We start from the raw sequence: 24675 nt of genomic DNA, 5'->3' as shown, positions 1-24675 counted from the left end.
GCTTGAAGGCGGTTTGAATATGGCATTTGCGGGCAAAGTTTGGCGATTGTTGGTTGGCATCAAGGACGGCTTGGCGCTGATTTTCCTCTTGCTCTTCTTCATGGTCCTGTTTGCCGTGATGACCGGCCGGCCCAGCCCCGCTCAGGTCAATGATGGTGCGCTGCTGCTCGATCTCAACGGGATCGTCGTTGAGGAAAAAAGCGAAGTTGATCCCTTCGAAGCTCTTGTAACCGGCCAGACCCCGGTCACCGAATTTCAAGCGCGCGATCTGGTTCACGCGCTGAATCAGGCTGCAACCGATGACCGGATCAACTCGGTCGTGCTCGATCTGAGCAGCTTTATGGGCGGCGGCCATGTGCATATGCAAACAATTGGCGAAGCGCTGGACCGCGTGAAAGCTGCCGATAAACCGGTGCTGACATACGCGTTGGGTTATGGCGACGATGCAATGATGCTCGCGGCGCATGCCAGCGAGGTCTGGGTCGATCCGCTTGGCGGAGCCGTGATTGCCGGCCCTGGCGGTTCGCGGCTCTATTACAGCGAATTGCTCGACAATCTTAACATCAATGCCCGCGTCTATAAGGTGGGCACTTACAAATCAGCTGTAGAGCCCTATTCGCGCAGCGACATGTCACCCGAAGCACGGGAAAATTACACCGCGCTTTATGGCTCTTTGTGGGAAGAATGGCAGGCAAACGTCAAGAAAGCGCGCCCGAAGCTCGATCTCGACCTTGTTACGAAAACTCCGGCCGAATGGGTCCAAGCAAGCCAGGGCGATCTGGCAAAAGCCGCGCTGGCCGCAGGGTTGGTCGACAAGCTGGGGACCAAAGTTGAATTCGGAAAGCGCGTTGCGGAACTTGCAGGCGAAGACAATTGGGATGAAGCGCCCGGCAGCTTCGCGCATACCGAACTTGACCCATGGCTGGCAGACAATCCTTCCGACACTTCGGGCGAGGCAATCGGGGTTATCACCATCGCTGGCGAAATCGTTGACGGCGATGCCGGACCGGGCGTTGCTGGCGGAGACCGGATTGCCGATCTGCTCGACGATGCGCTGGACGACGATTTGAAAGCGCTGGTGGTCCGGGTGGACTCTCCGGGCGGCTCGGTTACGGCATCCGAAGAAATTCGTCAGGCCATTTTCCGTCACAAGGCTAAAGACATCCCGATCGTGGTTTCGATGGGCAATGTCGCGGCCAGCGGCGGCTATTGGGTGTCCACGCCGGCTGACCACATCTTTGCCGAACCGGAATCGATCACCGGTTCGATCGGCATTTTCGCGGTGATTCCAACCTTTGAACAGGCCGCGGCGGAATGGGGCGTCAATGGCGATGGCGTGCGCACCACGCCGCTATCGGGCCAGCCCGATCTGATTTCCGGCTTCACACCCGAAGTCGACGCAATTCTGCAAAGCTCCATTGAAGACGGTTATAACAACTTCCTAGAACGCGTTGCGGAATCGCGCGGGATCACCACTGCGCAGGTGGACGAAATCGGCCAAGGCCGCGTGTGGGACGGCGGGACCGCGCGCCAGTTGGGTCTGGTCGACCAATATGGCGGAATTGACGACGCGCTCGCATTTGCTGCCGAAAAGGCAGGCCTCGAAGAAGGGGATTGGCATGCCCAATATCTGGGCGGCGACATTGATCCGTACAATTCGCTCATTCGCGATATTCTGAGCGGCGACGATACCGAAGCGGCGCGGCAGAATGGCGATCTGTTCGCGATGGTCGCGGGCAGACAGCAGGCGCTGATGGGCCAGGTCCAGATGGATCTCGAGCGGCTATTGTCGGTACGCGGGATGCAGGCTTACTGCCTCGAATGCCCGGTCTCCCCCAATGTTACTGCGGCCAGGAACACAGCGCCGACAGGATGGCTGGCGAAAGCAGCGGCGTTTTTCGCGCAATAAAGCGTCGGTGTCTGGCCTAGCTATGGCCAGTGAATGGCGGTTTTAGCGCGCTGTTATTTGGAAACGGAAATGCCGTTTGCCAGCAGCGAATTGGCGGCGGCTGCAATTTCGTCTGACGGCAAGTCGCCGTCCCTACCCCAAATCGCAAATCGCAGGCCAAGAAACACGTTCATGCCCATCAGTGCCCACGCATGGACTTCCTGCGGATCGGCGCGAAATTGTCCCTTTGCGGCGCCTTCCTTGAGCCGGTCGAGGATGCGCTCTGCGGTCGTTTCATAATGCGATTGGTAACTTGCCGGATCGACAAATTCCGCCTCGTCGATGATCCGGTAGATTTCCTTGTGCTTTGCCGCAAAGTCGAGAAATCCTTTCAGAGCCGCGCGTTCGACCTCAAGCGCGGACAAATCTCCCGCAATGGCTTCTCGTGCGGCGTGTTTTACCGAATCGCTCATATCGGCGACCAGCGCGCGGAAAATGGCGTCCTTTGAATCGAAATAGGTATAGAAACTGCCCAGCGCGACCCCCGCGCGGCGGGTAATCCCGCTGATCGAGGCTTCGTGGAATCCCCTCTCACCGAATTCGACCGTTGCGGCATCGAGCAGTTTGCGCAGCGTCTTGCGCCCCCGCTCTGTCCGCGGCCGCTTGCCCGAAGCATCCAAAGTGCCCGGCAATCCGTTCGGTTTTCTGGCTAAGTCCCCTGCTCCCATGAGCGTCAGTTAGGCGTCAAACACAAAATGCGCAATACAAAACTTGAAAGTTGGTTCAGGTTTCAATATTGGGGGTTCAATAACACTTGGGAGAAGATCAATGCGAACCACCAAAAATGCGCTTAATCTAACTTTGCTGTCGGGTACGGCGCTGCTCGCATTTGCGGCTGCACCGGCCATGGCGCAGACCGCCGGGGCCGAAGAAGCTGCCGAAGCTATTGATGATGACAACATCATCACAGTTACCGCACGGCGGCGTGAAGAGCGGTTGCTCGATGTACCGCTGTCGGTAACCGCAATTGGTGGAGAGGATCTGGCCAAAACCGGAACTCTGGAATTGACCGAAGTTGCGCAGGAAGTCCCCAACCTCACGCTGGAGGTATCGCGCGGTACAAATACCACGCTTACCGCTTTCATTCGCGGTGTCGGTCAACAGGATCCGGTCGCCGGTTTCGAAGCTGGTGTCGGCCTGTATGTCGATGACGTCTACATCAATCGCCCTCAGGCCGCAGTGCTGGACATTTACGACGTCGAACGGGTCGAAGTCCTGCGCGGTCCGCAAGGCACGCTTTATGGCCGCAATACGATTGGCGGCGCGATCAAATATGTAACGCGCCGCCTTCCCGATGATCTCGAGCTGAAAGTGCGCGGGACTTACGGGTCCTACGATCAGGCTGACCTTGTGGTGAGCGGTTCCGCCCCGCTTTCCGACACGCTTCGCTTCGGAGCGAGCGCCGCACGGCTGAGCCGCGGCGGTTTCGGCGACAATCTCAACCTGCAAGGCGTTGAAAATTACAACAAGGATGTTTGGGCGGGCCGCGCCACTTTGGAATTTGACAATGGCCCGGTCTTTGCCCGCCTGTCGGGTGACTATGTGAAGGATAAAAGCGAAGCCCGTCAGGGGCACCGCTTGATCCCCGGCCTGTTTTCGGGCGCGCCGGTTCTGGACAATGTGTATGATACACGCGCCGGCCTCAACGTCGTCGACCAAGAGGTCGAAGCCTATGGCGGCGCGCTCAATATCGCGGTTGAAGTCAGCGATATGATCACTCTCAAGAGCATCACCGGATACCGCGAAGACAAATCAACCACACCGATTGATTTTGACAGCCTGCCCGCAGCCGACCTCGATGTTCCCGCGATCTATAACAATGACCAGTTCAGCCAGGAACTGCAGCTGCTGTATGAAAGTGACAATCTGAACGGGGTTGTCGGCGCCTATTACCTTGACGCCAACGCGTTCACTGCATTCGATGTGGCACTGTTCACAACCGGCAGCCTGATCAGCCTGCCCGGTTTGAATGCGCAAACATTGGGTGACGTAAACACCAAGACATGGTCGATCTTTGGCGATTTCACTTACGACATCAATGACCAGCTGAGTGTTTCGGTCGGCGGCCGGTACACCAGTGACAAGCGGACCAGCCGTGTGCTTCGCACCACATTTATCGGCGGTTTTTCTGACTTGTTCGGCCCGTCGACAGCGGTTCCGATTGCGGTAACATCCGATTTCAATGGCAGCCGGACTTTCAAAGAGTTCACGCCCCGCGCTTCGATCAGCTACAAGCCGGATGAGAACCACAATATCTACTTCTCCTACTCGCGCGGATTCAAAGGCGGCGGTTTCGATCCGCGCGGCCAAACCACCGCGGCACCCGATCTTGATGGCGACGGCGACATTGATTTCGACGATCAATTCGCATTTCTCAGCTTCGATCCGGAAATGGTAGACAGCTACGAATTGGGCTGGAAAGCCTCGCTGCTCGATAACCGGCTGAATCTCAGTTTCGCGGCTTTCAAAGGTGACTATACCGACATCCAGATCCCCGGATCGGTGGGGATCGACACGAATAATGACGGCGTCAATGACAGCTTTGTCGGGATCACTTCAAACGCTGGCGATGCCGATGTGAACGGGTTCGAATTTGAAGGCAACGCGCTGGTCGGCAAGGACTTTGCCGGTGTCGGTAGCCGTTTCAATGTGAACTGGGCGCTTGGCTATGTCGATGCCAAGTACAAGACGTTCATCGACGCATTCGGGGTCGATGTAGCTGACCAGCGGGTGTTCCAGAACACCCCGGACATTACCGCCAATATGGGCTTTGATCTGGGTCTGCCTGTGGCAAGCGGTCTGGTCGATTTCATCGGCTCTGCCAGCTTGCGGTCGGACGCAAGCCAGTTCGAAACACCCAATCCGTTCCTCGATCAGGACGGGTTCGTGCTTCTGAATGCAAGCATCGTCTATACTGATGATAGCGACCGGTTCAGCATCGGTATCCATGGCAAGAACCTGACTGACAAACGCTATATTGTCGCAGGCTATGCCTTTGCCGCGGGCGGAACAAACGGACAGCCGCTTACGTCAACGCTCGGCCTCGAAGGGTCTTTGACCGGGTTTTACGGCGATCCGCGCCGGTTTTACGTGACCGGCGAGGTCCGCTTCTAGACCAAGGGACACTCTCTGCCGGACGTTTCTCTCCCGATGCGTCTGGTTTCCCGAGACCGCGCGGCTTCCACAGTGAAGCTGCGCGGTTTTTGGTTCCACTCACCTTCGGCAAAGATCACCATATCACCCGCCAAGGTGTCGTCGGCAGCATAGCGATCCCACGCCTCGTGGATCATATCGGGAAGGCCCCAAATACGCACTGCATTCCAATAGCGGTCGTCGCGAAAACCAACAAAATGGACGAGCACCCTGGACATATTCACGCGTTAGCCACCGCGATGCTTGAGACCAAACCAAAACGAGTCCATAGCCGCGCCTATGCATGATATCCGATATATCCGTGAACATCCCGAGGCTTTCGACGCCGGGTTGAAGCGACGCGGGGCAGAGCCTGCCTCTGCCGCGATACTGGAACTGGACGAGCGCAAACGCGCCGTCGCCACCCGAATGCAGCAGGCGCAAAGCCGCCGGAATGAAGCGTCCAAAGCCATCGGTCAGGCAATGGGCCAAGGCGATACAGAGAAAGCCGAAGCGCTGAAAGCCGAAGTCGGCGAACTCAAGAAAGTGTTGCCCGAACTGGAGGAAGAGGACCGCCAACTTTCTGTGGAATTGCAACAGGCGCTGGCCATCATCCCCAATATCCCCGCCGACGATGTGCCCGATGGCGCAGATGAAGCGGACAATGTCGAGATCACAAAATGGGGCGAATTGCGCGAATTTGATTTCGAGCCTCTGGAACATGCCGATTTAGGGCCCGCGCTGGGGCTCGATTTCGAAACCGGTGCGCGGCTTTCCGGTGCGCGCTTTACTTTCCTGCGCGGGGGAATGGCGAGGCTGCACCGCGCGCTGGGGCAATGGATGCTCGACCAGCAAACGGGCGAGAACGGCTATACCGAATGCGCCCCCCCGGTCTTGGTCAATGATGCAGCCATGTACGGGACCGACAAGCTTCCCAAATTTGCAGAAGACAGTTTTCAGACCACCGATGGCCGCTGGCTCATCCCGACCGCTGAGGTCAGCCTGACTGCCTCTGTACAAGGCGAAATCATCGACAACAGCGCGCTGCCGATGCGGATGACCGCGCTCACCCAATGTTTCCGCAGCGAAGCAGGCTCTGCAGGCAAAGACACGCGCGGCTTTATCCGCCAGCACCAGTTCGAAAAATGCGAGCTGGTGAGCATTGTCCGCCCCGAAGAGAGCGAGGCCGAGCACGAGCGGATGACCGATTGTGCCGAACGCATTTTGCAAGCGTTGAAGCTCCCCTATCGCAAGGTACTGCTGTGCACCGGCGATATGGGGTTTGGCGCGCGTAAGACCTATGATCTGGAAGTCTGGCTGCCCGGACAGGGCGCCTATCGCGAGATCAGCTCTTGCTCGAATACCGGCGATTTCCAGGCCCGGCGGATGAACACGCGGTTCCGTCCCGAAGGCGAAAAGAAGACTGAGTTCCCGCACACGCTCAACGGTTCGGGCCTTGCGGTCGGGCGGACTTTGGTGGCGGTGTTGGAGAATTACCAACAGGCTGACGGCAGTGTCACAATTCCCGATGTTTTGCATCCCTCTATGGGCGGAACAACGAAGCTGGAGCCCCCTGTTTGATGCGCATTCTGGTAACCAATGACGATGGGATTTTTGCACCGGGCCTAAAGGTGCTGGAAGATATCGCAGCGGAATTTAGCGATGATGTGTGGGTCTGCGCGCCGCATGAAGAACAATCGGGTGCTGGGCACTCTCTAACTCTCAACGCACCGGTTCGCTTGCACAAGCATAACGACCGGCGCTTTTCGGTTACCGGCACGCCCACTGACTCGGTTACGCTGGGCCTGCGCAAAGTGATGGACAGTCCGCCCGACCTGATCCTTTCGGGCGTCAATCGCGGGGCCAATCTGGGCGATGACATCACCTATTCGGGCACCGTTTCCGCGGCCATCGAAGGCGCGCTGGCGGGGATCCGCTCGATCGCGCTTAGCCAGGTTCTGGATCGCAAAGCTCCGCATGAGGAATTCGCTGCGACACGCGCCTGGGCGGCAAAGGCAATCGCGCCCTTGCTTGATACGCCGCTGCCCGAACGGACATTAATAAATGTAAACTTTCCACCACTTCCGGGTGAAAAAGTTGCGGGGATTCGCGCAGTCAGGCAAGGTTTCCATGACTATTCGCGCGGCTCGGTAGTCGAGGGCAAAGACCCACGTGGCTTTCCCTATTATTGGTTCGGGCTGCACGCGATCGAGCATACGCTTGATCACGGGACTGATCTGGAGGCTATTGACGAGGGATTTGTGTCGGTGACGCCGCTTCAACTCGACCTCACCCATCATTCTTCTCTCGAAGCCTTGGCTGGGAGATACTCGTCATGAAGAAATGGGCATTGTTGCTCGCCGCGCCGTTTTTGCTTGCTGCAGGCGACCCTGCGACCGAAACCGAACACACGGTCGAAGAAGGTGAAACACTGGGCGGGATTGCCAATCGCGCCAAAGTCCCGGCTGCTGTGATTGCTGCGGCCAATGGCCTTCAGGAACCTTACAATCTGCGCGCTGGCCAAGTCCTGCAGATACCGCGCCAGCGCATCCACATTGTGAAGGACGGCGATACCGGATTTGGCATAGCCCAGCGTTACGGCGTGCCTTTCAGCAACATCGCAATCGCCAACGGTCTGAAACCACCGTATGCAATCTCTACCGGTCAGCGGCTGATCATCCCTGCCGTGTTGAAGGCCGCGCCCGAACCGGCGCAACCTGCACGGACAGAGCCCTATTTCCGCTGGCCGCATGACGGCCGCGTGATGGCCGGTTTCAGCCTGCGCGACGATGGCAAGGGCCATGACGGTTTGGACATCGAAGCCAACCGGCTCGACATGGTCCGCGCCTCCTCTTCAGGAACGGTCGTGTTCGCCGATGACGAACCCAAGCGCTTTGGCCGGTTGGTGGTTATCGACCACGGCAATGGCTGGCGCACCCGCTATGGCCATCTGGCGCGGATTACGGTCAAGCTGGGCGATGTGGTCAAAACCGGCGAACGCATCGGGTTGGCCGGCGATGCGGGCGTGGCTACGCGGCCCGAACTGCATTTCGAAATCATGAAGGATAACAAGCGGATTGACCCGGCGAGCAAGCTGCCGCAACGTTAGGCCTCAATGAGTAGCTCCCGAAACCGAAAGTCGAACGCGCCGGCAGAGATCATGCAGCGCAAATCGACATTCCAACCGCTGCGCCGCACGGTTCAGGTGCCGATTTGGGGCGATCTTTCGATCAGGCTGGGATCAGCCATATTCCTGCTGTTCCTGGTGATCATGATCCACTGGTGGGATCGGGGCGGACTGGTTGACAATCTCGATGGCGAAGTGAGCTTTTCTGACGTCGTCTATTTCACGCTGATTTCGGTCACCACAACCGGCTTTGGCGACATCGTGCCGATCACCGACAGGGCACGCATGGTAGAAGCGATTATCGTGACGCCGATACGCTTTGCAGTGTTTTTCATTTTCGTCGGGACAGCCTATAATTTTATCATCAAGCGCAGTTGGGAGAAGTTCCGGATGGCCCGCATTCAGGAAAAGCTGTCCGATCACATTGTCGTGCTCGGCTATGGTGTGTCGGGATCAGAGTCGGTTGACGAACTGATCCAACGCGGCACCGATCCGCAGAATATTGTCGTGATCGATCCGTCCGAGGACCGGCTCAAAGATGCAGAGAAGCTCGGCTGCAATGTGATGGCCGCCGATGCAACGCGCGATGACACGCTGAACAATGTGCGGATCGACAAGGCGCAGAACGTTCTGGTTTCCGCCGGCCGCGATGACACTTCGATCCTGATCGTGTTGACCGTGCGCCACCTTGCGCCCGATGTTCCGATCAGCGTGGTCGTGCGCGCCGACGATAACGAGTTTCTCGCCCGGCAGGCTGGGGCAAACAATGTCATCAACCCGGTGCGTTTTACCGGATTGCTGCTCGCCGGTTCAGCCAAAGGCGCGCATATTGCCGACTATCTGGCCGACCTCGCTTCGGTCACCGGCCGCGTTCAATTGGTCGAGCGCGAAGTGACCACCGAAGAATGCGGGCAGTCTATTTCCGACCTCAAAACCGGCGGTCGCGGATTGCGCGTCTATCGCGGCGGCAAAGTCATCGGATTTTGGGAGGACGAATGCCAAAGTCTTCGACCGGGCGATATCGTGGTCGAAATCGTCCCGACCGAAAATGGTGAAGCGCGCGGCGATGGCCATAATGGCGAAGAATAGGCCGCGCGCCCCAGTGCGTTACGGCAGATAGGCGTGAACCACGCCCATCGCGATATAGAATAGCAGCCAATATCCGGCATCGATGAAGAACAGCGTCTTGCTCTTCTGGCTGAACAGGTAATTCGTCCCGATCGCCGGAATGACAAAGCCCAGCGCCACACCGAATGCGGTCAGAACCTTGCCCTGGAACGAGACCGGATCGCCCCAGAAATCATAAGTCGCGAAAGTATGCGCCAGCGTCCAGCTTGCGAGCAGCGAGAACGCAAACGCCCCGCCATAGATCAGGCCCATATTGCCTTGCTTGATCTGTTCTTCGGTCAGGCCGACCGCGCCCATCCATTTCTTGCCCATGATCGGGCCGTACCAGATCCCGCCGACAATGAATCCGCATGCTGCGGCCAATACGATGGCCAACCAGTTCACTTCAAACATCGTTTCCTCTCCCCGTAGAAGCGACCCTACACGCTCTCTATAGCGCAAAGCCGCATTCGGGTGTAGGGGCGCGCCCATCATGAGCGCTACAACCACTCTTCCCCCGAAGAACCTGCCCGAAGCCAAGAAGGTCGGCATGGTCAGTCTCGGCTGCCCCAAGGCCCTGGTCGATTCCGAACGCATCCTCACCCGATTGCGCGCAGACGGCTATGCCATGTCGCCCGATTATGCCGGTGCGGATGTGGTGCTGGTCAACACTTGCGGCTTCCTCGACAGCGCAAAGGAAGAAAGCCTTCAGGCGATTGGCGAAGCGATTGCCGAAAACGGCCGCGTGATCGTGACCGGCTGCATGGGCGAGGAAGCCGACGCAATCCGCGCCGCGCATCCGCAAGTCCTCGCAGTCACTGGCGCGCATCAGTATGAACAGGTCGTCGAAGCGGTGCATACCCACGCCCCGCCATCGCAAGGCCCGTTCGTGGACCTGATCCCGCAGCCCGATATCAAGCTCACCCCGCGCCATTATTCGTATCTCAAGATTTCCGAAGGCTGCAATCATTCCTGTTCGTTCTGCATCATTCCCGATTTGCGCGGCAAGCTTGCCAGCCGCCGGATCGACGCGGTGCTGCGCGAGGCGGAGAAGCTAGTTGCCGCGGGCACGCGCGAACTGCTGGTGATCAGCCAGGACACCTCAGCCTACGGAGTCGACACAAGGCACGAGGAACGCGACTGGAAAGGCAGCCCCGTCCGCGCGCATATGACCGATCTGGCGCGCGAATTGGGCAAGCTGCGCACGCCCGAAGGCGACACCCCGTGGACCCGGCTGCACTATGTGTATCCCTATCCGCATGTCGATGCGGTGATCCCGCTGATGGCGGAAGGCCTGCTGACGCCCTATCTTGATATTCCGTTCCAGCACGCCAGCCCGGCGGTTCTCAAAAGCATGAAGCGCCCGGCAAACGAGGCAAAGGTTCTGGAACGTCTCAAAAACTGGCGCGAAATCTGCCCCGAAATCGCGGTGCGAAGCAGTTTCGTGGTTGGCTTCCCCGGAGAGACCGAGGAAGACTTCCATTATCTGCTCGATTGGCTGGAAGAAGCGCAGCTTGACCGTGTCGGCGCGTTCCGTTTCGAACCGGTCGAAGGCGCACAGGCCAATGCCCTGCCCGATCCGGTACCCGAAGAAGTGAAAGAAGAACGCTACGCACGGATCATGCAAGTGACCGAGCGCATCAGCGCGGCCAAGCTGCAAGCCAAGATCGGCAAGACATTGCCGGTCATCGTCGATGAAGTGGGCGAGCCGGACGAAGACGGCGATATCGGTGCCACCGGCCGCAGTCAGGCCGACGCACCCGAAATCGACGGCGCGGTCTATCTGCGCAATGTCTCGGCGGAAATGAAGCCGGGCGATTTCGCGGATGTGACCATCGAAGATGCCGATGCGCATGATTTGTTCGGCGTGCCTTGCTGAACAGGCGGCGCGTTCAGCTTCGCGGCCAAAACCTTGAACACATGGACCACATGGACCACGGTCCAAGCACCAAAAAGCGGACAAAGGTGACACTGCGTCACTTTCGCTTTTGCCGCCTGCCCTGCTGATATTGCCGGGAATAATAGCAGCTTCAACAGGCGGACGGACAGGGAACCGGAGGCCATTCTGTCACCCGCAATGCACGAAAGCGCGGGAATTGGATCGACAGTGAGAAAGAGCATGCCCTGCGCAAACAAAGGCAATGCGGTGCTAGCAAGCGGACGTGATGTAGGAAAACGCCCAGCCGTCGCTGCACAGGCGGGGAGCAACTTCCTCTCCATTGACAGGTTGCGACGCGCGATTGGCGCGCTAAAACAAGCGTCGAGGGAGGCCATTTAAATGCAAAGAATTCTCATTCTTGGAACCGCACTGCTGATGACAACCGCCTGCGGCAAGAGCGAAGGCGAAATTCGCGCAGAGGAACGGCTGAAATACGCCGAAGAACGGCTGGCAGAAGAGAAAGCGCGCAACGACAGCCTTGCGAATTCAACCGATGAAGCGGAAACCAAGCCGGAAGCTGAAGTCGTAAGAGATGCCCCTGTTCGCGAAACATCTGCGAGCACAGTCCGTGCGAATGAACGCCGTATCGGCAGCTACCGTGCCTTTATCGGCAGGGATGATTTGTATAACAGCAGTGGCAAGCGTCTCGACCAACCGTGGCAAATCCTGCGTCAGGACCGCGCGAATTTTCACCGCTTCGGCGTTTCGCAACGCGGCGATACTTCTGACGAATTCTTCGCCAGCGGTCGCAACCGAGAAATCATGGAACGCTTGGTCCGCAGCGGATCGATTTCTCCTGTCGCCAAAAACCGCCTTGTCAGGGGTGGCGCGGTGGTCTTCGTAGAAATCTACGGCGAAGGCGACACTGGAAACCGCGTTGTTGTAACAGTGGACTAGCGGCCCGATGTGAGAAGGATGAGATCGAGCATGCTCCAGTGCGCGAGAGACTCAAAGCCCGATTGCCTTGAGTAGCGCTTGCTCTTAGAGACAGGGCGTGGCAACCAACTGATATAATGGCAAAAGCGACATCTTCTCGGAAGAACAGGCAGCAGGCGCTCGCCAATGCCATGACCGAGATGGCCGTGGGAAAACGTCAGGCGCTTGATACTGTTTACGAACTGACATCTGCAAAATTGTTTGCAACAATCATCCGAATTGCCAGGGACCGCGAACGGGCCGAAGACATACTTCAGGACAGTTATGTCAAGATTTGGAGGCGCGCTGACAGCTTTGACCCGGCGAAAGGCAGCCCCATTGCATGGCTGTGCACCATTGCCCGAAACACCGCATTGAACGAAGTCCGCCGCACAGGTCGCAGCAATGAAATTTCTGATGATGCGATTGACCAGATCCCCGACGATACAAAACAGGCCGAAGATTGGCTGTGCGACTCTCAGGAAGCCGAAGCATTGCATCGCTGCCTTAAAGGATTGCAAGCAGACCATCGCAAATCGATCCTTTTGGCCTTTTTCGACGGGCTAAGTCATTCCGAGCTGGCTGAAAAAGTCGATGTTCCGCTCGGCACCTTGAAGAGTTGGATTCGGCGCGGTCTGAAAGGACTGAAAAGGTGTCTCAATGGTTGATCTGCATACAAGCCTTTCCGAAGATGATTTCCTGACTGCGGGCGAATTGGCTCTGGGTGTGCTTGAAGGGGAAGAGTTGACTGCTGCACAGCGGATGCAATTGTCGTCACCGCCCCTTGCCGATGCCGTTACATGGTGGAAGCATACACTAGCGGCCACGAGCGAAACCGCAGGAAGCTATTATCCTTCGGAAGGTTTGCTGAGCGCAGTCCATGCTCGGCTCGACCTGTTGGAGCATGGTGAAGCGGGATCTTTGCCTGTCCTTCACGGCCCGCGCACTGCGTCGCGGTGGAGCATCGGCTTGGCAACATTCGGATTAACCGCCGCCGCAGCAGCTTTGGTACTGTTCTTGGCCACGCCTGCGGTCGAAGCGCCCGTGCAAACCGTACCTGCACCGCAATTGATCGCACAGGTTGCCGACGAGACGTCAGGCCGGAAAATTGCCAGCATTATCGACAGTGCTCAAGGCAAGATCACGGTCACTACCTCCGGACTGGACGCAGAAGCCGGCAAGACTGCGGAACTTTGGGTTGTTCCAGCCGAGGGCGCACCCCGATCGCTTGGCTACTTGCCAGCAGAAGGATCGATTACGCGCGATCTGACGGACTCCGAAACCGCCATGCTTGTCGAGGGCGCGTCGCTGGCGGTGACGTTCGAAGAAGACACCGGCAGGCTGCACACCCAGCCGACCCTGCCGATCGTTCTTGTCGGTCCATTGGACACCGTTTGAGCTGATCAACAGCCAAATTCTGAAGTTTGTTTATCGATAAATCAGTAACTACTGGTTTATCGAAGCCAATTCCAAAAAAATTCCTGTCCCCCCTGCATCCAATCGGGGTGCTGCTGGGTAGCTGCTCCCGTCATCAATCAGGATGACAGGCCGCTAAACGTCTGGGACGCGGGTTTGAGCGCCATCCATTTCCGGATTGCACCGCTCGGATCCATTGGAGAGGAACCAACGTAGATCGGCACTCTGGTCCAAAAAATGGGTAAGGAAAACAAAATGATAAAGCAATTTTCAAAGCCGATCGCAGCAGTACTACTGGCAGGCAGCGCAACAATCGCGTTCTCTTCGCCGGCGGCAGCAACTGAGTGTATTCTCGACACCAATGATAACGGCGTTGCCGATCCGCTAGACACCGATGGCCTAGCAACAAGCGACAATCCAACAGCGCTGGCGTGCGGTGTGGTTGCCGAAGCCAATGGCATAGACGCATTGGCAGTCGGCACCGATTCATCCGCCAACGGAAACTCCACAACGGCAGTTGGCGGCGAAAGCGTTGCAACCGGTCCGGGCGCAACCGCAATAGGCTGGCGTGCGATGGCCACCGCTGAACGCGCGCAAGCATTCGGGCATTTGGCAACCGCGCAGGGTATCCGCTCTCTTGCAGTTGGCGAGAATGCCGATGCGCAAACCGACTTCTCGACGGCCATCGGCAATGAATCGATCGCGAACGGCATCGATGCGCTTGCGATTGGTGACACGGCGAATGCCACCGGCAATTCGACCACAGCGGTTGGCGGTGAAAGTGTCGCCACCGGTCCGGGAGCGACTGCCTTTGGCTGGCGTTCCGGCGCAAATGCCGAACGCGCCACGGCTCTAGGTCATTTGGCGCAAGCTGATGGCGTTCGCTCGGTTGCGGTCGGCGAAGCGGCTGGGGCCGGTGCCGATGGCGCAATCGCGATTGGTAACGAGGCCAGTGCCGACGGAGTCGACTCTATCGCAATTGGTAACGGGGCCACGGCGACAAATGATGGGCAAGTGGTAATTGCCAATTTGGGAACAAGCACCGCCAGCCAGATGGGACCGATTTCGGTCGTTACCGCTGACCAGAACGGAACGCTCGGCCTGACAACCGGCCTCGCCAGCAATGCGGCCGTGAGTGCGAACTCCGCCAACATTACGGCTCTACAAACGCTGACAGCCAATCAATCCGCACGGATCGATGATCTGTTCGGTCGGACTGCGGCGAATAGCGCCGCTATCGATCGGGCCAATGAAGGTGTTGCGATGGCGCTAGCAATGGAATCGCCCATGCTGCCACCCGGCACCAGCTTCGCGCTTTCGGGCGGTGTTGGCTACTTTGAAAATCAAGGGGCTGGAACGATCGCCATGACCGTTCGCGCAGGTGAAAACGCGGCGTTCTCGGCTGGCGTAGGTGTCGGCTTTGACAGCGGTGAAGTGGGTGCGCGCGGCGGTTTCCAAGTCGCCTGGTAACTTCCATTGGACCGGAAGGATGGGGTCGGGCCTTGTGTCCGGCCCCATTTTTTTCGGCTAAAGCGCATTGCTCCTTCCCTTTCTTCTGGGGCCAGGACCAGTCACCGCGCACAGACTCCCCCGACCCCACCCCCAATGAATACATATGCGGCAGGCTGAATCGGGCATCATGCCGCGTGCATGGTGCGCTGCCCGCTGCTAGGGTCGTGCGGTAACCACAAGCGATTATTGGGAGATATTCCTTGGGAGAAACGCGCGCATGACATTCACAGCGGACAAGCTGTTACTATTCGGGGCGACCGGTGATTTGTCGCAGCGGATGCTGTTGCCCTCGCTCGCGGCGCTGCATGCGGATGAATTGCTGGCCGAAGATGTGAAAATTATCGGTACCGCGCGCTCTGAACTCACCGATGCCGAATTCCGCAGCTTTGCGCGTGAAGCTCTGGAAAAATTCCTCCCCGCTGACCGGCGCAGCGGGATGGCCGAATTCCTGGGCCGGCTGAGCTACCAACCGCTCGATGCGACCACGCTGGAAGGATTTGACGCGCTGGCGGAGAAAGTCGGCACGCCCGATCGCGGGTTGGCGATTTTCCTCTCCACCGCGCCCAGCCTGTTCGAACCCACGATCAAGGGGCTGCAGCACGCGGGGCTGGACGGCGCAAATGTCCGGATGTGTCTGGAGAAGCCGCTCGGCACCGATCTGGAAAGCAGCTGCGCGATCAATGATGCGGTTGCCGCCGCTTTCCCCGAAGACCGGATTTTCCGCATCGACCACTATCTGGGCAAGGAAACGGTGCAGAACCTGCTGGCCCTGCGCTTTGCCAATATCATGTTCGAACCGCTGTGGAATGCGGCGCATATCGACCATGTGCAAATCACCGTGAGCGAAACGGTCGGGCTGGAAGGCCGCGTCGATTTCTATGACGATGCCGGGGCGCTGCGCGATATGGTGCAGAACCATATGCTGCAATTGCTCGCGCTGGTGGCGATGGAACCGCCGGGCAATTTTGATGCGACTGCGGTGCGCGATGAGAAGGTCAAAGTGCTGCGCGCGCTGCGCCAGGTGCAGGCGGGTGAAACGGTAACCGGCCAATATCGCGCGGGCGCGATCAATGGCGAGGCCGTGCGCGGCTATGATGACGAGCTGGGCAAGGAAAGCGGCACCGAAACCTTTGTCGCGATCAAGGCGCATGTCGATAATTGGCGCTGGAAAGGCGTGCCCTTTTATATGCGCACCGGCAAACGTCTGCCCGAACGGGTGACGGAGATTGTCGTGCAATTCCGCGATGTGCCGCATTCGATCTTTGCCGATAAAGGCGCGCGGATGATCCCCAACCGGCTGGTGATCGGAATCCAGCCCGAGGAAAATGTCCAGCTTTCGATGATGGCCAAAGTGCCCGGCCTGGACCGCGACGGGATCCGTCTGCGCTCCGTCCCGCTTGATATCGCGATGCCCGATGCGTTTTCGGGAACGGTACGGCGGATCGCCTATGAACGGCTGCTGCTCGATCTGGTCGAAGGTGACCAGACGCTGTTCGTGCGCCGCGACGAGGTAGAGGCGCAATGGGACTGGGTTGATGCCATCCGTGCCGGATGGGCCGATCAGGCGCTGTCCCCGCAAAGCTACACCGCCGGAAGCTGGGGCCCGAGCGCGGCGATTGCCTTGGCCGAAAAGGACGGGGTGAGCTGGCATGAATAGCCTTCACGACACGCTCCACCGCGTTACCCAGCGGGTGATCGAGAATTCGCGCGACAGCCGCGCGCGCTATCTGGAACTGATCAAGCGGGAAGCGGAGAACCAGCCCGATCGCGGTCAGGTCAGCTGTTCCAACCTCGCCCATGCCTATGCCGGGGCAGAGGAGGACCAGAAAGCGCTGATGGCGCATCGCGGGCCCAATATCGGGATCGTCAGCGCCTATAATGATATGTTGTCCGCGCATCAGCCCTATGGACGCTATCCCGAACGGCTGAAAATCTATGCCCGCGAAGTGGGCGCCACGGCGCAAGTCGCGGGCGCGACGCCGGCGATGTGCGACGGCGTGACGCAGGGCGAAACGGGAATGGAGCTGAGCCTGTTCAGCCGCGACGTGATCGCGCTGTCCACCGGTATCGCGCTCAGCCATGCGATGTATGACGGCGCGCTGATGCTGGGCATTTGCGACAAGATCGTGCCCGGATTACTGATCGGCGCGCTGCGTTACGGACATGTGCCGACGATCTTCGTACCCAGCGGGCCGATGCCCAGCGGCATTTCGAACAAGCAGAAACAGGCCACGCGGCAACTTTATGCCGAAGGCAAGGCGACGCGCGCCGAATTGCTCGCCAGCGAGCTTGGCTCTTACCACTCGCCCGGCACTTGCACATTTTACGGCACTGCCAATTCCAACCAGATGATGATGGAAATGATGGGGCTGCACATTCCGGGCGCGGCCTTTATCCAGCCGGGCACCAAGCTGCGTCAGGCGCTCGATCGCGAGGCGGTGCACCGTGTTGCGGCGATCGGGATCGACGGCAATGATTACCGCCCCATCGGCCACTGCGTCGATGAAAAGGCGATTATCAACGCTGCAGTCGGCCTGCTCGCGACGGGCGGATCCACCAATCATGCGATCCACATTCCGGCAATGGCGCGCGCGGCGGGTGTCCAGTTTGACTGGAACGACCTGTCCGAATTGTCTTCCGCTGTCCCGCTGCTCGCGCATGTTTATCCCAACGGTGCGGGCGATGTGAACCATTTCCACGATGCCGGCGGGATGGGATATGTGATCGGCGAATTGCTGGACGCAGGGCTGGCGCATCGCGATGTGCTGACCGTCTGCGAAAGCGACCTTGGCCTTTATGCGCAGGAGCCGGGCCTCGATGAAGACGCGCTGGCTTGGCGCGAGGTTGGCCCGAGCGGCGATGACACCATGCTGCGCCCCGCCAGCGATCCGTTCCGGCCCGACGGCGGAATGAAGCTGGTCGAAGGCAATCTGGGCCGCGCATGTTTCAAAACCAGCGCGGTCTCCGAAGAACGCTACACAATAGAGGCGCCATGCCGCGTTTTTGACCGTCAGGAAGATGTCAGCGCGGCGTTCAAGGCCGGCGAGCTTGACCAGGATATTGTCGTGGTCGTGCGTTTCCAGGGGCCGCGCGCCAATGGCATGCCCGAATTGCACTCGCTGACCCCGCCGCTCGCGGTGCTGCAGGATCGCGGTTACAAGGTCGCGCTGGTAACCGACGGGCGGATGTCGGGCGCATCTGGCAAGGTCCCGGCGGCGATCCACTGCACTCCCGAGGCTTTGGGCGGCGGCCCGCTGTCAAAGTTGCAGACCGGCGATGTGGTGAAGCTGTGCGCGAAAACCGGCACGCTATCGACCAGCGCCGATCTGGATAGCCGGACAGCCATGCCCGATCCGGTCAGCGATGACGGTTTCGGGCGCGAATTGTTCGCCATGTTCCGCACGCATGCCGATGGGGCTGAGCAAGGCGGATCGTCAATGCTCGCGCAAGCGGGGCTGTGATGGAGCTTGTTGCGGTCGATATTGGCGGCACGCATGCGCGCTTTGCCATCGCCGCCATCGGGCACAATGGCGCGATCACGCTTGAGGAGCCTGAAACGCTGCACACCAGCGATCACGTCAGTTTCCAGACCGCGTGGGAAGATTTCCGCGCCCGCAAGGGCGGCTCCTTGCCCGATGCCGTTTCGATGGCGATCGCCGGGCGCGCCGATGGCGATGTTATCCGCTTTACCAACAACCCCTGGACCATCCGGCCCGCGCTGATCGGGGAGAAACTGGGCTGCAACCGTTTCACCATCGTCAATGATTTTGAAGCGGTCGCGCATGCCGTTGCGCGCGCGGATGAAGAACAATTCGTCCATCTGACCGGCCCCGACACACCGCTTCCGCCAACGGGCAGGATCAGCGTGCTCGGCCCCGGCACCGGGCTTGGCGTGGCGCATCTTTATCGCGAACAGGCGGGCGAATATCGCGTTCAGGCCACCGAAGGCGGGCACATCGATTTTGCCCCGCTCGACACGATCGAGGACGCGATCCTTGCGCGCCTGCGCAAGCGGCACAACCGCGTATCGGCAGAGCGCGTTGTGTCAGGCCCGGCAATCACCGATATCTATCAAACGCTTGCCGCACTCGAAGGCAAAGCAGTCCCCGAAGAGGATGACATTTCCATCTGGACACGCGGGCAGGATGGCAGCGACAGCATCGCAGCTGCAGCGGTTGACCGCTTCTGCCTGTCGCTCGGCAGCGTCGCGGGCGACATTGCACTGGCGCAAGGCGCGGCGGGCGTCGTTATCGCTGGTGGTCTGGGCTACCGTATTCGCGAAACACTCGCCGCATCGGGCTTTGCAGAGCGGTTCTGCGCCAAGGGGCGCTTTGCCGCGATGATGGCCGCGATCCCCGTCAAACTTATCATCCATCCGCAGCCCGGCCTGTTTGGCGCCGCCGCTGCCTTTGCCGCCAAATATCACGGAGACAATCAATGACCGATATCGAAACAATCATGCGCACTGCGCCGGTAGTCCCGGTCATCGTGATAGAGGATGTCGCACATGCCGTGCCCTTGGCAGAGGCTTTGGTCGCGGGCGGTCTGCGCTGTCTCGAAGTGACCTTGCGCACCCCGCAAGCGCTGGAGGCGATCAAGCTGATGAAGCAGGTCCCCGGCGCGATCATGGGCGCAGGTACTGTAACCAATGAAGAAGAGCTGGAAGATGCGCTGGAGGCAGGCTGCGAATTCATCGTTTCGCCGGGGCTTACCGACACGCTGGGCAAGGCCGCGGTCAAACACAATGTCCCGTTTCTACCCGGCATCGCCAGTTCGAGCGACATCATGCGCGGGCTCGATCTGGGGCTGACGCATTTCAAATTCTTCCCGGCAATGGCGGCAGGCGGACTGCCTGCATTGAAAGCCATGGCGGCTCCTTTCGGCCAATGCCGTTTCTGCCCGACAGGCGGCATCAATCTGGAGAATGCGCCCGAATGGCTGGCCTTTGACAAGGTGCTGTGCGTCGGCGGCAGCTGGGTCGCGCCCAAGGGTGAACCCGATACCGCGATGATCGAAGCAATGGCGCGCGAGGCAGCAGGGCTGAAAGCATGAAAACAGTTGCCGAACTGACCGCGCGGCTGCGCGATTTGCACCAGCGGACACAAGAAACACCGCTGTTCAATCCGGTGTTCCAGCTATCGCTCGATCTGTCGCGCAAACTGGAAGCCAAAGAGATCAGTCTCGACGATATCGAGAACATGGTTGCCGAGCTCGAATGCGGTTCGCTCAAAAGCCGCGCAACACGGCTGCGCAGCAACCTCGCGCCGGTCGCACCCGAAGCAAACGACGCCGCGATTGCCGGTTTGGGCGGTGACGATTTCGACGCCTTTCGTGCGCAGTGGGAAAATCCCGGAATGCATGCGGTGTTCACCGCGCATCCCACATTCCTGCTGACGCCCGAACAAACCGAAGCGGTGGCAAGATCAGCCAGCAGCGATGCCGATATCACCGATGACACCTGCGTCGCCGCATCGCAGCGGCCGACCATTTCGCTCGGCTATGAACATGATCGCGCAATGATGGCGATTGCCAATGCGCAGGACGCGCGCGACCGGATCGTCGGCAATGCTTTGCAGCAAGCGTCCGACCGCTTTCCCGACCAATGGCTTGCTGCAAAGCCGCTGCCGTTCCGCTTCGCCAGCTGGGTCGGCTATGACATGGATGGCCGGACCGATATCAAATGGTTCGATTCCATCGGCTTTCGTCTGGCGGAAAAGGCGCAAAGGCTGGAACGCTATGTCGCTTCGCTCGAAGCCATAGACGACACGCATCCGCTGCTCGAAACGTTGCGCAACGCGCTCGGCTATGCGCAAGAGCGCGCGGCCGATTTCCGCGAGGACCTGTCCGACCCCGCGGCACTATCGGCGGCAGCAAACACGCTCACAGCTGACCACCCTTACAAGCTGTTGTCGCTCACCCCGATCATCGAATTGCTCGAGGGCGAGGCGGTGGGCGCCGATGCCAAGCGCGCAATCGGCCTCAAGACGCTCGCCGCAGCGATGCGGGCAGATGGCTTGGGGATGGGCTGGATCCATTTCCGGGTCAATTCCAGCCAGCTTCACAACGCAATCCGCCGCCGGATCGACCCCGACAATACGCTCGATCTGGGCAGCAAGGGCGCGATGGCGACATTGCGCGAATTGCTGGAGAAGGTGAAGCCATTGCGGTCCAATTTCGCGGCACTTGCTATCGAAAGCAGCACCGCGATCCGTCAATTTCTCGCGATGGCGCAGATCATCAATCATATCGATGGCGATGCGCCGATCCGGATGCTGATCGCCGAATGCGAACAGCCATCGACCATTCTCGCGGCACTCTATTTCTCCAAGCTGTTCGGGATTGCCGACAAAGTCGATGTTTCACCGCTGTTCGAAACCGAAAGCGCGCTGGAGCATGGCGGACGCTTCCTCGACGCGCTGCTGGCAGAGCCGGTGTATCAGGACTATGCCCGCACGCGCGGCCGCGTGGCGATCCAGACCGGCTTTTCCGATGCGGGCCGCTTTGTCGGGCAAATTCCGGCGAGCCTCGCGATCGAGCGGCTGCAAGGCCGGCTGGCCGATGCGATGCGCGATAACGCCATGACCGATGTCGCCGCGCTGATTTTCAACACCCATGGCGAAAGCATGGGGCGCGGCGCGCATCCGGGCGGATTTGCCGACCGGCTCGCATGGCCGCTCAGCCCGTGGGCGCGGCGGCGCTTTGTCCGCGCGGGCATCCGTCTGGAGCCCGAAGTCAGCTTCCAGGGCGGTGACGGATATCTGCATTTCGCCACGCCCGAACTGGCGCTGGCCACGCTCACCCGCATTGCCACGGTCAATCCCGAATTGACCGATCCCGACGCGCCGACCGATCCGTTCTACCGGCGCACCGATCTCAGCCTCGATTTCTACCGCGCGGTCCGTTCGCACCAGCGCCACCATCTGGAAAGCCAGACATACAGCCGCGCGCTGACCGCGTTCGGACTGGGCCTGCTCAACAGCACCGGCAGCCGCGTTTCGCGCCGGCAAAGCGATCTTAGCGCCGACCGCGATATGAATCTGCGCCAGATCCGCGCGATCCCGCACAATGCCGTGCTGCAACAGCTCGGCTATCCGGTGAATGTCATTTCGGGCATCGGCAGCGCGGCGGACGGCAATTACGAAGATATCGCGGCTTTGCTGTCCGAAAGCGAACGCGGGCGGCAATTGGTCCGACTGGCGCGGGCTTCCAATGCGCTGGCCAGCATCAAGACCGTTGCTGCTTTCGGGGAACTGTTCAATTCGGCCTATTGGGCCAGCCGCCCCTATCGCGGGACAGAAAGCCATTTGTCGGACGCTTGCGAAACGCTGGCCGAATATCTCACCAAGGATGACCGCACCGGCGTTTTCCGACGCCTTGCCTCGCGGCTTCGCGTTGACGCACTGAAGCTGCACCGCCTGCTGGCCCTGATCCCCAACGAGGCACCGCTGGATGATCGCGAAAATATCCGCCGTTCGATCGGGGCATTGCAAGCGCTGCGGCTGACGCTGCTCCAGCATATGTTCCTCAAGGCGGTATCGATCCCGGCCTTTAGCCGTGCCAACGATATCAGCCGCAACGACGTGCTTGAAATGGTGTTCACGCTGCGGATTGATGATGCACTCGCCCAGCTGCGCCGCGCCTATCCCACGACATTCCCCAGCCTCGACAATTTCAATGTCGAGGAGCCAAGCGATTATCCCGATGGCGATGGCGAAGGTTATACCGCGATCCAGCGCGACTATATTGATCCGCTCGACCGTGCTTACCAGCTGAGCTTGCGGATCGGCACGGCCATCGCCAACGAATTCGGCGCGCACGGCTAGGCCAAGCGCCGATTTTCATGTTTTTACACTTGGCAAAAACCCGTCTCGTAGAGGGACGGGTCAAAGCCGATACTGGAAAAATTAGGGCTTTTGCGGCATAAGGGTGGGATGAACCCGATGATGAAATGGATAGGCGGCGCAACCGCTGCCCTGGTGCTGTTGGTAGGCGGCGGAACGCTTGCCAGCGAGATGATGTCTGGCGATGAGAGCGAAAGCGTGGCTGACACGGCGACTTTGGAAGACGCTATTCCGGTCGATGAAGCTGCGATTGCGGGCGATGACGCCGCCGCCACCGGTCAACAAGCTGATCCCGAATTCATTTCCGAAGAAGTGGTTCAGGAAATTCCCGAAGCCAAGCCCGAACCGAAGGACGAACGCTTCGTCGTCAAGCGCATCCTGCCGATTGAAGGGCCGATCAAATATGGCGAATGGCATTGGGATGACGAAGGCGTTCCGCCCGGCCCGATCGTTGTGACCGTTGATCTGGATGCGCGCGTCATGTCTGTCTTCAAAGGCGGATATGAAATCGGCGCGACGGCGGTGATGCTGGGTACGGACAAGCACCCTACCCCGCTCGGCACGTTCCCGATCCTGTGGAAGCAGCGCCACAATGTGTCAGAGAAATATAACAACGCGCCAATGCCATGGAGCATGTTCCTGACCCGCGACGGCATTGCCATTCATGGCGGCAGCGAAGTGGAAAACGGCTTTGCCAGCCACGGCTGCATCGGAACGCCCGATGGCTTCGTGTCCAAGCTGTTCGCGATCGCCAAGAAGGGTGACAAAGTAATCATCACCCGCGGCGAAACCATGGATATGGGCGACTCGATACTCTGATTGGGCCGGTTAGCCGGTTTTGCGCGGCGGTTCGGGTTCGAATTTCCAGGCTTCGGTGCTGCTATTCGCCCCGGTCGGATGCATAACCACGCGCCCCAGAACGCCTGCAAGCGACGCGTTTTGCTTGCGCTTCAACCGCTCGATCATTGCCGCAATATCCGATCGTGACGCATCGCCGCCCAGCTGGCCGATGATCCAGCGGACATTTTCGATTTCCAATGTTTTTCCGTGTCCCCAGAGATAGACGATCCCGTCATCCTGTTCGATCACATATGATCGCCGCTGCCGCGCCAATATCCTCTCGAGGTCATGGAGCATTTCGCCCAGCAATCCCGCGCTCTTCGCGATTGCAACGGGGTCCAGCCAATGTTGACCGGCCAGCGCCGCGCGCATCCGGACGCGGTCGAATTCTTCGTTTTGGTTGGAAGGGTCGCGCACCGGTATTACGCCTGACATGCGAACGACCTCTTCAAGTTCCGCCTTGCGCCATCCCAGCAGCGGCCTGACCAGCTCAAATTCACCGGGCGGGTCGATCGAATGGCCCCAAGACCACGCGCGCACTCCCGCCAGCCCTGCCAGCCCGCTTCCGCGATTGAGCCGCATCAACAGCGTTTCTGCCTGATCGTCTGCGTGATGCGCCGTCGCCAATGCCCCCAGCCCCCGCCGGGATGTCCATGCGGATAGAGCACGGTAACGCGCCTCGCGCGCTTTGGCTTGCACATTACCCGCGGCGACTTCGACTTTCAGCGTTTCGTGCGGAATGCCCAGCCCCGAACAAAGTCGGGCGACAAAGTCCGATTCCGATTCGCTTTCCGTGCGCAATCCATGGTCAACGCTCGCAGCTTCGACACCGCCCGGATACGCGGCGTTGGCAAGGAGGAGCAAAGCGAGGCTGTCAGGGCCGCCCGAAACGGCCACT

At 59.4% G+C, this 24675-nt stretch carries 21 protein-coding genes; 17 read left to right on the top strand and 4 right to left on the bottom strand.

The features are described from left to right. Positions 1-19: 19 nt before the first annotated feature. Positions 20-1909 carry a signal peptide peptidase SppA gene (gene sppA / locus GRI41_RS01095; protein ID WP_160602809.1) on the top strand — a complete coding sequence of 630 codons (1890 nt, stop codon included), beginning with the start codon at positions 20-22 and terminating at the stop codon, positions 1907-1909. Between the two features lie 53 nt (positions 1910-1962). Here sppA and GRI41_RS01090 read toward each other — a convergent pair whose 3' ends face one another. Beyond that, positions 1963-2616 carry a TetR/AcrR family transcriptional regulator gene (locus GRI41_RS01090; protein WP_160602808.1) on the bottom strand — a complete coding sequence of 218 codons (654 nt, stop codon included), beginning with the start codon at positions 2614-2616 and terminating at the stop codon, positions 1963-1965. A gap of 100 nt (positions 2617-2716) precedes the next feature. Here GRI41_RS01090 and GRI41_RS01085 point away from each other — a divergent pair, with 100 nt between their 5' ends. Continuing rightward, positions 2717-5062, top strand: coding sequence for a TonB-dependent receptor (locus tag GRI41_RS01085; protein ID WP_160602807.1), 2346 nt, complete (start codon positions 2717-2719; stop codon positions 5060-5062). On the opposite strand, the gene GRI41_RS14215 is transcribed toward GRI41_RS01085, so the two are convergent. Next, positions 5059-5319, bottom strand: coding sequence for a hypothetical protein (locus GRI41_RS14215; RefSeq protein ID WP_202388625.1), 261 nt, complete (start codon positions 5317-5319; stop codon positions 5059-5061). The two genes, GRI41_RS01085 and GRI41_RS14215, sit on opposite strands and share 4 nt — an antisense overlap. 61 nt (positions 5320-5380) lie before the next feature. Here GRI41_RS14215 and serS point away from each other — a divergent pair, with 61 nt between their 5' ends. From serS to GRI41_RS01065, 4 genes are read left to right on the top strand one after another with little or no spacing between them, the layout of a single operon-like run. Next, on the top strand, positions 5381-6661 hold the full coding sequence (gene serS, locus GRI41_RS01080; RefSeq protein ID WP_160602806.1) for a serine--tRNA ligase: 1281 nt from the start codon (positions 5381-5383) through the stop codon (positions 6659-6661). Next, on the top strand, positions 6661-7419 hold the full coding sequence (gene surE / locus GRI41_RS01075; RefSeq protein ID WP_160602805.1) for a 5'/3'-nucleotidase SurE: 759 nt from the start codon (positions 6661-6663) through the stop codon (positions 7417-7419). The genes serS and surE overlap by 1 nt, the downstream gene beginning before the upstream one ends. Then, on the top strand, positions 7416-8189 hold the full coding sequence (locus GRI41_RS01070) for a peptidoglycan DD-metalloendopeptidase family protein (protein ID WP_160602804.1): 774 nt from the start codon (positions 7416-7418) through the stop codon (positions 8187-8189). The genes surE and GRI41_RS01070 overlap by 4 nt, the downstream gene beginning before the upstream one ends. 51 nt (positions 8190-8240) lie before the next feature. Beyond that, positions 8241-9296: a potassium channel family protein gene (locus GRI41_RS01065; protein WP_160604564.1), complete on the top strand. Its 1056-nt coding sequence runs from the start codon at positions 8241-8243 to the stop codon at positions 9294-9296. 18 nt (positions 9297-9314) lie between these two features. On the opposite strand, the gene GRI41_RS01060 is transcribed toward GRI41_RS01065, so the two are convergent. Beyond that, on the bottom strand, positions 9315-9728 hold the full coding sequence (locus tag GRI41_RS01060) for a DUF1761 domain-containing protein (RefSeq protein ID WP_160602803.1): 414 nt from the start codon (positions 9726-9728) through the stop codon (positions 9315-9317). 79 nt (positions 9729-9807) lie between these two features. Here GRI41_RS01060 and rimO point away from each other — a divergent pair, with 79 nt between their 5' ends. From rimO to GRI41_RS01005, 11 genes are all read left to right on the top strand, one after another. Beyond that, positions 9808-11193, top strand: a complete 1386-nt coding sequence (rimO, locus tag GRI41_RS01055) for a 30S ribosomal protein S12 methylthiotransferase RimO (protein ID WP_160602802.1) — start codon at positions 9808-9810, stop codon at positions 11191-11193. 399 nt (positions 11194-11592) lie between these two features. Continuing rightward, positions 11593-12150, top strand: coding sequence for a hypothetical protein (locus GRI41_RS14210; protein ID WP_202388624.1), 558 nt, complete (start codon positions 11593-11595; stop codon positions 12148-12150). A gap of 116 nt (positions 12151-12266) precedes the next feature. Continuing rightward, a complete protein-coding gene (locus tag GRI41_RS01045; protein ID WP_160602801.1) occupies positions 12267-12836 on the top strand; it encodes a sigma-70 family RNA polymerase sigma factor in 570 nt (189 codons plus the stop codon). Further along, entirely contained in the window at positions 12829-13566 is a 738-nt protein-coding gene (locus tag GRI41_RS01040) for an anti-sigma factor (protein WP_160602800.1), read from the top strand. Before GRI41_RS01045 ends, GRI41_RS01040 begins: the two co-directional genes overlap by 8 nt. A 273-nt stretch (positions 13567-13839) precedes the next feature. Continuing rightward, on the top strand, positions 13840-15054 hold the full coding sequence (locus tag GRI41_RS01035; RefSeq protein WP_160602799.1) for a YadA-like family protein: 1215 nt from the start codon (positions 13840-13842) through the stop codon (positions 15052-15054). A gap of 259 nt (positions 15055-15313) precedes the next feature. Continuing rightward, positions 15314-16753: a glucose-6-phosphate dehydrogenase gene (zwf, locus tag GRI41_RS01030; RefSeq protein WP_160602798.1), complete on the top strand. Its 1440-nt coding sequence runs from the start codon at positions 15314-15316 to the stop codon at positions 16751-16753. Then, positions 16746-18557, top strand: coding sequence for a phosphogluconate dehydratase (gene edd / locus GRI41_RS01025; protein WP_160602797.1), 1812 nt, complete (start codon positions 16746-16748; stop codon positions 18555-18557). Before zwf ends, edd begins: the two co-directional genes overlap by 8 nt. Then, positions 18557-19537 (top strand): glucokinase, encoded by a 981-nt coding sequence (locus GRI41_RS01020; RefSeq protein WP_160604563.1) that lies wholly within the window; start codon positions 18557-18559, stop codon positions 19535-19537. Before edd ends, GRI41_RS01020 begins: the two co-directional genes overlap by 1 nt. Beyond that, positions 19534-20148, top strand: a complete 615-nt coding sequence (eda, locus tag GRI41_RS01015; RefSeq protein ID WP_160602796.1) for a bifunctional 4-hydroxy-2-oxoglutarate aldolase/2-dehydro-3-deoxy-phosphogluconate aldolase — start codon at positions 19534-19536, stop codon at positions 20146-20148. Before GRI41_RS01020 ends, eda begins: the two co-directional genes overlap by 4 nt. Beyond that, entirely contained in the window at positions 20145-22919 is a 2775-nt protein-coding gene (locus tag GRI41_RS01010) for a phosphoenolpyruvate carboxylase (RefSeq protein WP_160602795.1), read from the top strand. The genes eda and GRI41_RS01010 overlap by 4 nt, the downstream gene beginning before the upstream one ends. A gap of 117 nt (positions 22920-23036) precedes the next feature. Continuing rightward, positions 23037-23756: a L,D-transpeptidase family protein gene (locus tag GRI41_RS01005; RefSeq protein WP_407985505.1), complete on the top strand. Its 720-nt coding sequence runs from the start codon at positions 23037-23039 to the stop codon at positions 23754-23756. 9 nt (positions 23757-23765) lie between these two features. Here the strand turns inward: GRI41_RS01005 and tilS are convergent, their stop codons facing one another. Then, positions 23766-24674 (bottom strand): tRNA lysidine(34) synthetase TilS, encoded by a 909-nt coding sequence (gene tilS, locus GRI41_RS01000; protein WP_160602793.1) that lies wholly within the window; start codon positions 24672-24674, stop codon positions 23766-23768. Position 24675: the final 1 nt, after the last annotated feature.

The organism is Pontixanthobacter aquaemixtae (assembly GCF_009827395.1).
In the GTDB taxonomy this organism is placed as follows: Bacteria; Pseudomonadota; Alphaproteobacteria; order Sphingomonadales; family Sphingomonadaceae; genus Pontixanthobacter; species Pontixanthobacter aquaemixtae.
The sequence above is the reverse complement of the archived record's forward strand: the minus strand, read 5'-3'. Positions and strand labels throughout refer to the sequence as shown.

Excerpts from the sequence above, each read along its gene's own strand:
- sppA (WP_160602809.1), top strand. The coding sequence starts at position 20 with ATGGCATTTGCGGGCAAAGTTTGGCGATTGTTGGTTGGCATCAAGGAC.
- GRI41_RS01090 (WP_160602808.1), bottom strand. The coding sequence starts at position 2,616 with ATGGGAGCAGGGGACTTAGCCAGAAAACCGAACGGATTGCCGGGCACT.
- GRI41_RS01085 (WP_160602807.1), top strand. The coding sequence starts at position 2,717 with ATGCGAACCACCAAAAATGCGCTTAATCTAACTTTGCTGTCGGGTACG.
- GRI41_RS14215 (WP_202388625.1), bottom strand. The coding sequence starts at position 5,319 with ATGTCCAGGGTGCTCGTCCATTTTGTTGGTTTTCGCGACGACCGCTAT.
- serS (WP_160602806.1), top strand. The coding sequence starts at position 5,381 with ATGCATGATATCCGATATATCCGTGAACATCCCGAGGCTTTCGACGCC.
- surE (WP_160602805.1), top strand. The coding sequence starts at position 6,661 with ATGCGCATTCTGGTAACCAATGACGATGGGATTTTTGCACCGGGCCTA.
- GRI41_RS01070 (WP_160602804.1), top strand. The coding sequence starts at position 7,416 with ATGAAGAAATGGGCATTGTTGCTCGCCGCGCCGTTTTTGCTTGCTGCA.
- GRI41_RS01065 (WP_160604564.1), top strand. The coding sequence starts at position 8,241 with ATGCAGCGCAAATCGACATTCCAACCGCTGCGCCGCACGGTTCAGGTG.
- GRI41_RS01060 (WP_160602803.1), bottom strand. The coding sequence starts at position 9,728 with ATGTTTGAAGTGAACTGGTTGGCCATCGTATTGGCCGCAGCATGCGGA.
- rimO (WP_160602802.1), top strand. The coding sequence starts at position 9,808 with ATGAGCGCTACAACCACTCTTCCCCCGAAGAACCTGCCCGAAGCCAAG.
- GRI41_RS14210 (WP_202388624.1), top strand. The coding sequence starts at position 11,593 with ATGCAAAGAATTCTCATTCTTGGAACCGCACTGCTGATGACAACCGCC.
- GRI41_RS01045 (WP_160602801.1), top strand. The coding sequence starts at position 12,267 with ATGGCAAAAGCGACATCTTCTCGGAAGAACAGGCAGCAGGCGCTCGCC.
- GRI41_RS01040 (WP_160602800.1), top strand. The coding sequence starts at position 12,829 with ATGGTTGATCTGCATACAAGCCTTTCCGAAGATGATTTCCTGACTGCG.
- GRI41_RS01035 (WP_160602799.1), top strand. The coding sequence starts at position 13,840 with ATGATAAAGCAATTTTCAAAGCCGATCGCAGCAGTACTACTGGCAGGC.
- zwf (WP_160602798.1), top strand. The coding sequence starts at position 15,314 with ATGACATTCACAGCGGACAAGCTGTTACTATTCGGGGCGACCGGTGAT.
- edd (WP_160602797.1), top strand. The coding sequence starts at position 16,746 with ATGAATAGCCTTCACGACACGCTCCACCGCGTTACCCAGCGGGTGATC.
- GRI41_RS01020 (WP_160604563.1), top strand. The coding sequence starts at position 18,557 with ATGGAGCTTGTTGCGGTCGATATTGGCGGCACGCATGCGCGCTTTGCC.
- eda (WP_160602796.1), top strand. The coding sequence starts at position 19,534 with ATGACCGATATCGAAACAATCATGCGCACTGCGCCGGTAGTCCCGGTC.
- GRI41_RS01010 (WP_160602795.1), top strand. The coding sequence starts at position 20,145 with ATGAAAACAGTTGCCGAACTGACCGCGCGGCTGCGCGATTTGCACCAG.
- GRI41_RS01005 (WP_407985505.1), top strand. The coding sequence starts at position 23,037 with ATGATGAAATGGATAGGCGGCGCAACCGCTGCCCTGGTGCTGTTGGTA.